Consider the following 12,574-nt stretch of genomic DNA (forward strand, 5'->3'; position numbering starts at 1 on the left):
TGAATCGCGCGTAACCCATCTGGTGGCGTCGGCGTGATGGTGCCGGCTGCTGATGGGTTACGCACGGCAGATGCTTTGTTTCTTGCATCGATTTTGCCGCGCTTCACCCATCCTACGTCGGCGTTTTACGTGCCGCTCATGCCGCTGTGGCGCAGCAGGGCGTCGATGCGGGGGGGGCGGCCGCGGAAGGCGGCGAAGGAATCGGCGGCGGGGCGGGAACCGCCCACGGCCAGGACTTCGCGGCGGAAGCGGGCGCCGGTTTCCGGGTCCAGTGTGCCCAGCGCGTTGCCGGGCTGCTTGGCCGCGGCTTCTTCGAAGGCCTCGTAGGCATCCGCCGACAGCACTTCGGCCCACTTGTAGCTGTAGTAACCCGCGCCGTAGCCGCCCGCGAACAGATGCGAGAACGCGTGCGGCAGGCGGTGCCACGACGGCGGGAACAGCACCGCCACTTCCTGGCGCACTTCCTGCAGCAGCGCCAGCACTTCCGAAATGGATGCACCCTTGGCGCGGTCGTGCATCAGCATGTCGAACAGCGCGAATTCAATCTGGCGCACGGCCTGCATGCCGCTTTGGTAATTGCGCGCCGCGACCAGGCGGTCGTACAGCGCGCGCGGCAGCGGTTCGCCCGTGTCCACATGCGCCGACAGCTTCTGCACCACCGCCCATTCCCAGCAGAAATTTTCCATGAACTGCGAGGGCAGTTCGATGGCGTCCCACTCCACGCTGGCAAATGCCGCCGCGCCGGGTTCGTCCACTTCCGACAACAGCGCGTGCAGCGCATGGCCGGTTTCGTGGAACAGGGTGATGACGTCGTCGTGCGTCAGCACGGCGGCGCGCTCGCCATTGGGGCGCGAGAAGTTGCAGGTCAGGTAGACCACGGGCGTTTGCACGTGGCCGGCCACCACACGGCGAGCGCGTTCGCTATCCACCCAGGCACCGCTTTGCTTGCCGGAACGGGCGTACAGATCCAGGTACAGATAGCCGATCAAGCCGCCGTCCGGGCGTTCCACGCGCACGCCGCGCGCGTCGCTGTGCCAGGTGGAGACGGGCGTTTCGGTCAGGCGCACGTCGAACAGCTTTTCAATGACGTCGAACAGACCGGCCAGCACGCGGGGCTCGGTGAAGTACTGCTTCACTTCATCTTCGGAATAGGCATAGCGCGATTCGCGCAGGCGTTCCGAGGCGAAGGCCACGTCCCAGGGTTGCAGCTCGTCCAGGCCCAATTCGCCGGTGGCGTAGGCCTTGAGTTCGGCCAGGTCACGCTGCGCGAACGGTTTGGCGCGCGCGGCCAGGTCGCGCAGGAATTCGGTGACTTCGCGGGCGTCGCGCGCCATGCGGGTTTGCAGGCGCAGCGATGCGTAGGTGCCCAGGCCCAGCAGGCCGGATTCCTCGGCGCGCAGCGACAGCAGTTCTTCGATCAGCGGAGAATTGTCGAACTTGGCTTCGCCTTGTTCGGAGGCCACGGTGCCATAGCCACGGTACAGCGCTTCGCGCAGGGCGCGGTCTTGCGCGTATTGCATGACGGGCAGGTAGCACGGCATTTTCAGGGTCAGTTTCCAACCCGGCTTGCCGTCTTCTTCGGCGGCGGCGCGGGCGGCTGACAGGACGTCGGCGGGGATGCCGGTCAGGCGGGACTCATCGTCCACCAGCAAGGACCACGCGTCGATGGCGTCCAGCACGTTTTCGGAGAACTTCTGCGATGCCTGGGCTTCGCGGTCAGAGATCTGCGCATAGCGCTCGCGATCGGCGCCTCGCAGTTCCACGCCGCTCAAGCGGAAGTCGCGCAGCGCCATTTCGACGATGCGGCGGCGCACGGGCGACCACGACGCAAAATCAGGGGCAGCGGCCAGGCGCTGGTACTGTCGGTACAGACCTTCGTGCAGCCCGACCCAGGTGGAAAATTCGGTAATGAGCGGCAGCGCGGCGTTGTAGGCTTCGCGCAGTTCCGGCGTGTTGACCACGGCGTTCAGGTGGCCAGCCACCGACCAGGCGCGCCACAGGCGCTCGGAGGCGGTATCCAGCGGTTCCACCACGGCTTCCCAGGTGGGCGCCAGCGCGGAATCAGCGGCATGGTCGACCGCCTTGCGGGCGATGCCCAGCAGTTCTTCCACGGCCGGGACAATATGCCCCGGCTTGACGGCCGCATAATCGACCAGGTCGGAGACAGGGGCAAGCAGGGGATTCTGGGTCATGGTGTTACCGGAAAAGGCGAGAGACATAGGGACCAGATAGGGGCGATCTGTCCAAAAGCAAGGGCAGGAATGCGTAGGCCCGTCTGCGTCACGCGCCGTTCGGCGCGCGTCAGCCTACGTGCATCGTAGGATGGGTGCAGCGCGAACGACTATACAAAAAAAACGGGCAATGAACGCGCGAAACCCATCAAGCAGCGTCGGCACCATCGCAAACGCAGCCACGCCGGCTTTCGAAGGTGGCAATGTGGCACCGTGGCAGGTGCAGGCACCCTGGCTTTCGTGAATTGCATGCGGGTGTTTTTACCAAGCCCCGCCACGGTCCCGGCGCTGCCTGATGGGTTTCGCGCGATTGGCGGTGGCGTTCTTTTCCACTGTCAATCGCGCTGCACCCATCCTACCGGTCATTCAGCGCACTCGGCCATATCGGCACTGGCCGCATCAGCGCACCGGCCGCACCAGCGCACCTACCGGATCAACCCGCCGCGCGTTCGGCGGCTTCTACCGTGTTGACCAGCAGCATGGCGATGGTCATGGGGCCTACGCCGCCGGGGACGGGGGTGATGGCGCCGGCCACTTCCTTGGCGGAGGCAAAATCCACGTCGCCGCACAGCTTGCCGTCTTCGCCACGGTTGATGCCCACGTCGATCACCACGGCGCCGGGCTTGATCATCGAACCGTCGATCATGCCGGGCTTGCCGGTGGCGACCACCAGGACATCCGCGCGGCGGGTTTGGGCCGCCAGGTCGCGCGTCTTGGAATTGCAGATGGTGATGGTGGCGCCGGCTTGCAACAGCAACATGGCCATCGGCTTGCCGACGATGTTGCTGGCGCCGACGATCACGGCTTCAGCGCCGCGCAGCGTCACGCCTTCCGATTCCAGCATCTTCATCACGCCGTACGGCGTGCAGGGGCGGAACAGCGGCTGGCCGGTCATGAGCAGGCCGGCGTTGCTGATGTGGAACCCGTCCACGTCTTTCTCGGCCGCGATGGCTTCGATGACCTTGTGGGAATCCATGTGCTTGGGCAGCGGCAACTGCACCAGGATGCCATGTATGGTCGGGTCCTGGTTCAACACGGCGATGCGGGCCAGCAGTTCGGCCTCGGTCATCTCGGCCGGGTACTGTTCCTTGACGGAATGCAGGCCGGCTTTCTCGCAGGCGGCAACCTTGTTGCGCACGTAAACCTGGGACGCGGGGTCCGCGCCCACCAGCACCACGGCCAGACCCGGGCGCGTGCCCTTGGCAGCCAAGGCCGCAACACGTTGGGCCACTTCTTCGCGAATGCGCAGCGACAGGGCGGCGCCGTCAATAATCCTGGCGGTCATGCATGTGCCTCGGGTTTGGCCAAGGCCACTTTCATCAAATCAGCAACGGTAGTCACTTCCAGTTTTTCCATAATGTTGGCGCGATGCGCCTCGACGGTCTTGATGCTGATGCCCAGGTCGTCGGCAATCTGCTTGTTCAAGCGGCCGGCGACGATGCGCTCCAGCACCTGTTGCTCGCGCGCGGTCAGGCGCGCCAGCATGGCTTCATGGTCTTTTTGGGCCTGGTGCTTGCTGACCCGCTGCGTGGCCTGCTCCAGCATGCGGGCGACGATCTCGCGCAGGTCGGATTCGTTGAAGGGCTTTTCCAGAAAGTCGACAGCGCCTTTCTTCATCGTGGACACCGCCATGGGCACGTCGCCGTGGCCCGTGATGAACACGATGGGCAGGGGGGCGTTGCGGGCGATCAGTTGTTCCTGGAGTTCCAGGCCGCTCATGCCGGGCATGCGCACGTCGGCGATCAGCACGCCGACCTGGCTGGCGTCGTAGTCTTCCAGGAAGGACTCACCGCTGGCATAGGCGCGAACGCGATAGCCGTTGGCTTCCAACAGCCAGCGCAACGAATCGCGGACCGCTTCGTCGTCGTCAACTATGAATACCGTGCTCGACAGGTGGGGCGTGTTCATGCGTGCAACTCCTCTGACTGATCATTCTGGGCCTGCGGCTGGGATGCAGCGCAGGGCAGGGTAAAGCGGAAAATGGTGCCGCCGGCGGGATTGGGGTCCGCCCACAGACGGCCGTGGTGCGATTCAATAATGGTACGGCAGATATTCAGCCCCATGCCCAGGCCCTGGGACTTGGTGCTGAAGAAGGGTTCGAACAGGCGTTCGGGCTCGGCCAGGCCATGGCCGCGGTCCACCACGGCCACTTCGATGTGCTGCTCGTGCAGGATCACTGCCACCTTGAGCTCGTCGACCTCGCTGTTTTCCATGGCTTCCAGCCCGTTCTTCAGCAGGTTCAACAGCACCTGTTCAATCAGGATGGGGTCGGCCAGGACATCAGGCGCGTTGGACGGCACGAAGCTGTCGATGCGGATGCGGCGCTTGCGGGCGTCGATTTCGGCAAAGCCGATGGCGTTGTCGACAATGCGGCCAATCGCCACGCGTTGGCGGCGCGGCTCGCTGCGCTTCACGAATTCGCGGATGCGGCTGATGATCTTGCCGGCGCGTTCGGCCTGTGACGCCGCCTTTTCCAGCGCCGGCAGCAGCATGTTGGGGCTGGTGTGGCCGGCCTTGACCAGGGCCACCGCGCCCATGCTGTAGTTGGCGATGGCGGTCAGCGGCTGATTCAGTTCGTGCGCCAGGGACGAAGCCATTTCGCCCATGGTCGTCAGGCGGCTGGTCAGTTGGATCTTTTCCTGCTGCACGCGCGACGCTTCTTCATGGCCCCGGCGCTCGGTGATGTCGCGCGCCACCTGCATGCGCACGCGGCGGCCGTCGGTCCAGGCCAGCATGCGATGGTGCACTTCAAACCAGCGCTGTACGGAAGGCGCGAACACTTCCACCGATTCGTCGGTGAAGCGGCCCCGGCGCCCGGCCAGCAGTTCGTCGTGGCCGCCCGTCTGCGCGCCGAAGACGCGGCGGTAGGTGCGGTTGGCAAACAGCAGTTCCAGGCCGTCGTGCGTGTCGGCCGTGACCGAAATGGCGTCGTCCAGGCCTTCCAGCACGGTCATGAAGCGTTCGTGGGCGGCGGTCAGGGCTTCGCGGATGCGCTTGGGTTCGGTGATGTCGGTCATCGACGTCATCCAGCCGATCTGGTTGCCGTTGGGGTCCAGCAGCGGCGACACATACATGCGCGCGGTAAAGCGCGAGCCATCGCGCCGTTGCGCTTCCACTTCCAGGCCGCTGCTGGGCGTCTTGCCCGACATCAGCACGTCCAGCGTGTGCTGGTGCTGTTCGTGGCGGCCGGGTACCCAATAAGGGAAGGGCGGGCTGCGGCCGATCAGGTCGGCTTCGTTCCAGCCGATCATGCGGCAGAACGCCGGGTTCACGTAGGCGATGCGGCCTTCCATATCCAGTACGCGCATGCCGGTGGACATGGAATTTTCCATGGCGCGGCGAAAACCGGTTTCGGCGATCAGCGCGGCTTCGGCGGTGGAGCGAAACCGGGTATAGCGCCACAGCATCAACAGGCTGATGACGATGACGCAGGACAAAGCCAGCACCACCCATATCAGGCGTTGCTGGCGCATTTCCTGGTCGATCGTCACAAACATGACGCTATCGTCATGAATGCGTTGCAGCCAGAAGAACACCCCCATTACACAGAGGTATAGGATCAGCACCATGGCGGGCGTGACCCAATACACACCGCGGCGGCGGGTGCGGGCGTGATCGTGGAACGGCGTAGGAATATTGGACTTGGGCGCGCTGGACATGGAATTCGGGCCGGATAGACCGCGCATTTTAGTGCGTGTTGGCTGGGAATTACCGGGAATCAACCCCTGCTTTTGGCGTACAGCTTAAAAAGTGGCGTCATCGGCCATTCAGCTTGCGGTCAACATTTCACATTACGAAATGCCGTACCGCAACATGAAATTTTCCTTGCGACCGGTTAATCTTCTTTCTTAGAATGCCGGCTGATAGGGAACCGACCCAAAGCAGGTCTCTAGAAAAACACCCCCCGACCCATGCCTGTCATGGTAGCCCGGATGATCCCGGCTACCATGCAGAGTCCGCGAGTTGAACGAATAAGCGGGTGTGGTCACGAACGAACCCCAACAGGAGACACACGATGTCCTCTTTCGCCCAGGCTGGCGCCCCGCAGGCTGCCAACGACGAAGACACCCTAGAAACCCAGGAGTGGCTCGAAGCCCTGGCGGCAGTCCTTGATCGCGAAGGGCCGCAGCGCGCGCACTACCTGCTGGAACGTCTGATCGACGAAGCCCGTCGTTCCGGCGCCCACATCCCGTTCTCGCCGAATACCGCTTACGTCAACACGATTCCGCCGGGCCTGGAGCCCGCGCATCCGGGCAACCTGGAACTGGAAACGCGCATCCGTTCGTACGTGCGCTGGAACGCCATGGCCATGGTCGTCAAGGCCAACAAGCACAACCCGCCGGATGGCGGCGACCTGGGCGGCCACATCGCGTCGTTCGCCTCGCTGGCCACCATGATCGGCTGCGGCCAGAACCACTTCTGGCACGCCGAAGACGAAGGCCACGGCGGCGACCTGGTCTACTTCCAGGGCCACACATCGCCCGGCATGTATGGCCGCGCCTATCTTGAAGGCCGCCTGACCGAAGAACAGCTGAACCACTTCCGCCAGGAAGTGGACGGCAAGGGCCTGTCGTCGTACCCGCACCCGAAGCTGATGCCGGATTTCTGGCAGTTCCCCACGGTGTCGATGGGCCTGGGCCCGCTGATGGCCATCTACCAGGCCCGCTTCCTGAAGTACCTGCACGCCCGCGGCATTGCCGACACCAGCAACCGCAAGGTCTGGGTGTTCTGCGGCGACGGCGAAATGGACGAACCCGAATCGCTGGGCGCCATTGCGCTTGCCGCCCGTGAAAAGCTCGACAACCTGATCTTCGTGGTGAACTGCAACCTGCAGCGCCTGGACGGTCCGGTGCGTGGCAACGGCAAGATCATCCAGGAACTGGAAGGCGACTTCCGTGGTTCGGGCTGGAACGTGATCAAGCTGATCTGGGGCGGCTACTGGGATCCGCTGCTCGCGCACGACAAGGAAGGCATCCTACGCAAGATCATGGAAGACACCGTTGACGGCGAGTACCAGGCGTACAAGGCCAACGACGGCAAGTTCGTCCGTGAACACTTCTTTGGCAAGCACCCCAAGCTGCTGGAAGCCGTCTCGCGCATGAGCGACGAAGACATCTGGCGCCTGAACCGTGGCGGTCACGACCCCCATAAGGTGTATGCCGCGTTTGACGCCGCCACCAGCCACACCGGCCAACCCACCGTCATCCTGGCCAAGACCATCAAGGGTTACGGCATGGGCCACGTGGGCCAGGCCAAGAACCCGACCCACCAGCAAAAGAAGCTGGAACTGGAATCCATCCGCGAATTCCGCGACCGCTTCGGCATCCCGATTCCGGACGATCAGCTGGAAGACCTGCCGTACTTCAAGCCGGCCGAAGATTCGCCCGAAATGAAGTACCTGCACGAGCGCCGCGCCGCGCTGGGCGGCTATCTGCCGCGCCGCCGCGCCAAGGCCGACGAGCAACTCAAGGCCCCCGCGCTGGAAGCCTTCAAGGCCGTGCTGGAACCCACCGCCGAAGGCCGTGAAATCTCCACCACCCAAGCCTTCGTCCGCATCCTGAACCAGGTGCTGCGCGACAAGGAACTCGGCCCGCGCGTGGTGCCGATTTTGGCCGACGAATCGCGTACCTTCGGTATGGAAGGCCTGTTCCGCCAGATCGGTATCTATGCGCCGGAAGGCCAGAAGTACATCCCGGTCGATAAAGACCAGGTCATGTACTACAAGGAATCGGCCGACGGCCAACTGCTGCAGGAAGGCATCAACGAAGCGGGCGCGATGAGCTCGTGGATTGCGGCGGCCACGTCGTACTCCTCGAACAACCGCATCATGATCCCGTTCTTCATCTACTACTCGATGTTCGGGTTCCAGCGCATTGGCGATCTGGCCTGGGCAGCGGGCGACATGCAGGCGCGCGGCTTCCTGTTGGGCGGCACCGCCGGCCGCACGACGCTGAACGGCGAAGGCTTGCAGCACGAAGACGGCCACAGCCACATCCTGGCGTCCACCATTCCGAACTGCGTGTCCTACGACCCGACGTTCGGCCATGAGCTGGCCGTGATCATCCAGCATGGCTTGAAGCGCATGGTGGAAGACCAGGAAAACGTCTATTACTACCTGACGGTGATGAACGAAAACTACCCGCAGCCCGGTCTGACCCAGGGCGACGAGGAAGGCATCATCAAGGGCATGTACAAGCTGAAGTCGCACGGCAAGGGCAAGAACCGCGTGCAACTGATGGGCTCGGGCACGATCCTGCGCGAAGTCATGGCGGCGCAAGACCTGCTGGACGCCGATTGGGGCGTGGCGTCGGACATCTGGAGCGTCACCAGCTTCACCGAACTGCGCCGCAACGGCCTGGACGTCGAACGCCACAACATGCTGCACCCCGACGAGAAAAAGCCGCAAGTGGCTTACGTCACGGAACAGTTGGCCAAGACGGAAGGCCCGATCATCGCGTCGACCGACTACATGAAGTTGTTTGCCGACCAGATCCGCCCGTTCGTGCCCAAGGGCCGCGAATACAAGGTGCTGGGCACCGACGGTTTCGGCCGCTCGGATTTCCGCGCCAAGCTGCGTGAGCACTTCGAAGTGGACCGTCACTTTGTCGTGGTTGCCGCGCTGCGCGCGCTGGCCGACGAAGGCAAGGTTCCGATGGCCAAGGTGGCGGAAGCCATCAAGAAGTACGGCATCAATCCGAACAAAGCCAACCCGCAATACGCCTGAGGGTAAAGAGACATGAGCAACATCGTGCAAATCAAGGTTCCCGACATCGGCGACTTCAAGGAAGTGGAAGTCATTGAGGTGTTGGTGGCGGTGGGCGACACGATCAAGGCCGAACAAAGCCTGATCACCGTGGAATCCGACAAGGCTTCGATGGAAATTCCCGCGTCGCAAGGCGGCGTCGTGAAGTCCATCACCGTGAAGGTCGGCGACAAGGTCGCCGAAGGCGCGGTCGTGCTGGAAGTGGAAGCCGAAGCCGAAGCCTCGGACGCCGCCCCGGCCGCCAAGGAAGAAGCGCCCAAGGCCACCGCCAAGGAAGCGCCGAAGCAGGCTGCTGCCGCTGCCCCCGCCGCCAAGGCGGAAGCCGCCGCGCCCGCTGCCAGCGGTCCGGTCGAAATCGAAGTGCCGGACATCGGCGACTTCAAGGAAGTGGAAGTCATCGAAGTCATGGTCGCCGTGGGCGACACCATCAAGGCCGAGCAAAGCCTGATCACCGTGGAGTCCGACAAGGCCTCGATGGAGATCCCGGCATCGCAAGGCGGCGTGGTCAAGGAAGTGAAGGTCAAGGTTGGCGACAAGGTCGCCAAGGGTTCGGTCGTGGTCGTGGTGGAAGGTGGCGCTGGCGCCGCGCCTGCCGCGAAGACGGAAGCCAAGGCTGAAACGCAGGCTGAAACCAAAACCGAAGCCAAGGCCGAAGCACCCGCCGCCGCATCCGCGTCGCGTCCGGCACCTGCCGCCGCGCTGGAAGACCCCAACCTGAAGCCCGGCCAACTGCCGCACGCTTCGCCTTCCGTGCGCAAGTTCGCGCGCGAACTGGGCGTGAACCTCAGCAAGGTCAAGGGTTCGGGCCCCAAGGAACGCATCACCGCCGAAGACGTGCGTGGTTTCGTCAAGCAAGCGCTGGCCGCCGGCCCCGCAACCGCCGCTGCCGGTGGTTCGGCCGATGGCGCCGCGCTGGGCCTGTTGCCGTGGCCCAAGGTCGACTTCACCAAGTTTGGCCCGATCGAAGCCAAGCCGCTGTCGCGCATCAAGAAGATTTCCGGCGCGAACCTGCACCGCAACTGGGTCATGATCCCGCACGTCACCAACAACGACGAAGCGGACATCACCGACCTGGAAGCGCTGCGCGTCACGCTGAACAAGGAAAACGAGAAGTCGGGCATCAAGGTCACGATGCTGGCCTTCCTGATCAAGGCCGTGGTTGCGGCCCTGAAGAAATTCCCCGAGTTCAACGCGTCGCTGGACGGCGACAACCTGGTGTTGAAGCAGTACTACCACATCGGTTTTGCCGCCGACACGCCCAACGGGCTGGTGGTGCCGGTGATCCGCGATGCCGACAAGAAGGGCATTCTGCAGCTCGCGCAAGAAATGACGGACCTGTCCAAGAAGGCGCGCGACGGCAAGATCTCGCCCGCTGACATGCAGGGCGGCTGCTTCTCGATCTCGTCCCTGGGCGGTATCGGCGGCACGTCCTTCACGCCGATCATCAACGCGCCCGAAGTGGCCATCCTGGGTGTGTCGCGTTCCGCGCACAAGCCCGTCTGGGACGGCAAGCAGTTCGTGCCGCGCCTGATGGTGCCGCTGTCGCTGTCGTATGACCACCGCGTCATCGACGGCGCGTCCGCTGCCCGCTTCAACGCCTATCTGGGCGCCTTGCTGGCCGACTTCCGCCGCATCGCGCTGTAAACGGGGAGCCCTATGAGCAATACCGTTCAAATCAAAGTGCCGGACATCGGTGACTTCAAGGAAGTGGAAGTCATCGAAGTGCTGGTCGCCGTGGGCGACACGATCAAGGCCGAACAAAGCCTGATCACGGTCGAATCCGACAAGGCCTCGATGGAAATCCCCGCGTCGCAAGGCGGCGTGGTGAAGTCCATTGCGGTCAAGGTCGGCGACAAGGTCGCGGAAGGCGCGGTCGTGCTGGAAGTGGAGGCATCTGATGCCGCCGCCGCGCCGGCCGCCAAGGAAGCCCCGGCGAAAGATGCCCCCAAAGCTGCTGAAGCCCCCAAGAAGGCCGAAGCCGCCGCGGCCCCCGCCGCCAAGGCTGCCGCACCCGCCGCGTCCAGCTTCAAGGGTTCGGCCGACGGTGAATACGACATGCTGGTGCTGGGCGCGGGCCCCGGCGGCTATTCCGCCGCCTTCCGCGCCGCCGACCTGGGCCTGTCCGTGGTCCTGGTCGAACGCTACGCCACGCTGGGCGGCGTCTGCCTGAACGTGGGCTGCATTCCGTCCAAGGCGCTGCTGCACAACGCCGCCGTCATCGACGAAGCACGCGAGCTGGCTGCCCACGGCATCAGCTTTGGCGAGCCCAAGATCGATCTGGACAAGCTGCGCGGCTACAAGGACAGCGTGGTCGCCAAGCTGACCGGCGGCCTGGCCGGCATGGCCCGCGCGCGCAAGGTCACCGTGGTGACGGGCGTCGGCGAATTCGCCGACCCCTACCACCTGACCGTGACGTCCGCCGACGGCAAGAGCCAGACGCTGCGCTTCAAGCAAGCCATCATCGCCGCCGGCAGCCAGTCGGTGAAGCTGCCGTTCATGCCCAAGGACGACCGCGTCGTCGACTCCACCGGCGCGCTGCTGCTGCGTGAAGTGCCCAAGAAGATGTTGATCGTGGGCGGCGGCATCATCGGCCTGGAAATGGGCACGGTGTACTCCACGCTGGGCGCACGCCTGGACGTCGTGGAAATGCTGGACGGCCTGATGCAAGGCGCTGACCGCGACCTGGTCAAGGTCTGGCAGAAGAAAAACGCCTATCGCTTCGACAACATCATGTTGAAGACGAAGACCGTGGGCGCCGAAGCCAAGAAAGACGGCATCTACGTCACGTTCGAAGGCGAGGGCGCGCCCAAGGAACCGCAACGCTACGACCTCGTTCTGCAAGCCGTGGGCCGTAGCCCCAACGGCAAGAAGATCGGCGCCGACAAGGCCGGCATCGCCGTGACCGACCGAGGTTTCATCGAGGTCGATCGCCAGATGCGCACCAACGTGCCGCACATCTACGCCATTGGCGATATCGTCGGCCAGCCGATGCTGGCGCACAAGGCCGTGCACGAAGGCCACGTCGCAGCGGAAGCCGCCGCCGGCCAGAAGTCGTTCTTTGACGCGCGTGTGATTCCGTCGGTGGCCTACACCGATCCGGAAGTGGCATGGGTGGGCCTGACCGAAGACGAAGCCAAGAAGCAAGGCATCAAGATCGAGAAGGGCGTGTTCCCGTGGGCGGCTTCCGGCCGCGCCATCGCCAACGGTCGCGACGAAGGCTTCACCAAGCTGATTTTCGACGCGGAGACGCATCGCATCCTGGGCGGCAGCATCGTGGGCACCCACGCTGGCGACCTGATCAGCGAACTGGCCCTGGCCGTGGAAATGGGCGCCGACGTTGTCGACATCGCCAAGACCATCCACCCGCACCCGACGCTGGGTGAATCGGTGGGCATGGCGGCCGAAGTCGCGGAAGGCGTCTGCACCGACTTGCCGCCGATGAAGAAGAAGTAATTGCCGGTGGGGCGGCTTGGCCGCCTCACGCAAGCCACGCAACGGCAAACAAAAAGCGCCGGCCCTGTTCAGGGTCCGGCGCTTTTTTTATCGGCTGGCCGCGTGGGTGGGCGGCGCCGTGGGGCTG

General features: G+C 64.1%; 7 protein-coding genes. 3 read left to right on the plus strand and 4 right to left on the minus strand.

What is annotated here, in order from left to right:
- Nucleotides 1-125: 125 nt before the first annotated feature.
- The 4 genes from CVS48_RS16660 to CVS48_RS16675 form a co-directional block, all read right to left on the minus strand.
- Nucleotides 126-2,192, minus strand: coding sequence for a M3 family metallopeptidase (locus CVS48_RS16660; RefSeq protein WP_100857701.1), 2,067 nt, complete (start codon nt 2,190-2,192; stop codon nt 126-128).
- Nucleotides 2,193-2,664: 472 nt separating this feature from the next.
- Entirely contained in the window at nt 2,665-3,516 is an 852-nt protein-coding gene (gene folD, locus CVS48_RS16665) for a bifunctional methylenetetrahydrofolate dehydrogenase/methenyltetrahydrofolate cyclohydrolase FolD (protein ID WP_050448987.1), read from the minus strand.
- A complete protein-coding gene (locus CVS48_RS16670; RefSeq protein WP_043545730.1) occupies nt 3,513-4,139 on the minus strand; it encodes a response regulator transcription factor in 627 nt (208 codons plus the stop codon). The genes folD and CVS48_RS16670 overlap by 4 nt, the downstream gene beginning before the upstream one ends.
- Nucleotides 4,136-5,890, minus strand: a complete 1,755-nt coding sequence (locus CVS48_RS16675; RefSeq protein WP_050448986.1) for a PAS domain-containing sensor histidine kinase — start codon at nt 5,888-5,890, stop codon at nt 4,136-4,138. Before CVS48_RS16675 ends, CVS48_RS16670 begins: the two co-directional genes overlap by 4 nt.
- A gap of 356 nt (nt 5,891-6,246) precedes the next feature.
- Here CVS48_RS16675 and aceE point away from each other — a divergent pair, with 356 nt between their 5' ends.
- From aceE to lpdA, 3 genes are read left to right on the plus strand one after another with little or no spacing between them, the layout of a single operon-like run.
- Complete coding sequence (gene aceE / locus CVS48_RS16680) at nt 6,247-8,955, plus strand: pyruvate dehydrogenase (acetyl-transferring), homodimeric type (protein ID WP_100855405.1); 2,709 nt, start codon at nt 6,247-6,249, stop codon at nt 8,953-8,955.
- 12 nt (nt 8,956-8,967) lie between these two features.
- On the plus strand, nt 8,968-10,638 hold the full coding sequence (aceF, locus tag CVS48_RS16685; RefSeq protein WP_100855406.1) for a dihydrolipoyllysine-residue acetyltransferase: 1,671 nt from the start codon (nt 8,968-8,970) through the stop codon (nt 10,636-10,638).
- Nucleotides 10,639-10,650: 12 nt separating this feature from the next.
- A complete protein-coding gene (lpdA, locus tag CVS48_RS16690; protein ID WP_100855407.1) occupies nt 10,651-12,447 on the plus strand; it encodes a dihydrolipoyl dehydrogenase in 1,797 nt (598 codons plus the stop codon).
- Nucleotides 12,448-12,574 lie beyond the last annotated feature (127 nt).

This window comes from Achromobacter spanius (assembly GCF_002812705.1).
Taxonomy (GTDB): Bacteria; Pseudomonadota; Gammaproteobacteria; order Burkholderiales; family Burkholderiaceae_B; genus Achromobacter; species Achromobacter spanius.

Bases quoted from the DNA above. Each gene is read 5' to 3' on its own strand.
- aceE (WP_100855405.1), top strand. From the start codon at position 6,247: ATGTCCTCTTTCGCCCAGGCTGGCGCCCCGCAGGCTGCCAACGACGAA.
- lpdA (WP_100855407.1), top strand. From the start codon at position 10,651: ATGAGCAATACCGTTCAAATCAAAGTGCCGGACATCGGTGACTTCAAG.
- CVS48_RS16660 (WP_100857701.1), bottom strand. From the start codon at position 2,192: ATGACCCAGAATCCCCTGCTTGCCCCTGTCTCCGACCTGGTCGATTAT.
- aceF (WP_100855406.1), top strand. From the start codon at position 8,968: ATGAGCAACATCGTGCAAATCAAGGTTCCCGACATCGGCGACTTCAAG.
- CVS48_RS16675 (WP_050448986.1), bottom strand. From the start codon at position 5,890: ATGTCCAGCGCGCCCAAGTCCAATATTCCTACGCCGTTCCACGATCAC.
- folD (WP_050448987.1), bottom strand. From the start codon at position 3,516: ATGACCGCCAGGATTATTGACGGCGCCGCCCTGTCGCTGCGCATTCGC.
- CVS48_RS16670 (WP_043545730.1), bottom strand. From the start codon at position 4,139: ATGAACACGCCCCACCTGTCGAGCACGGTATTCATAGTTGACGACGAC.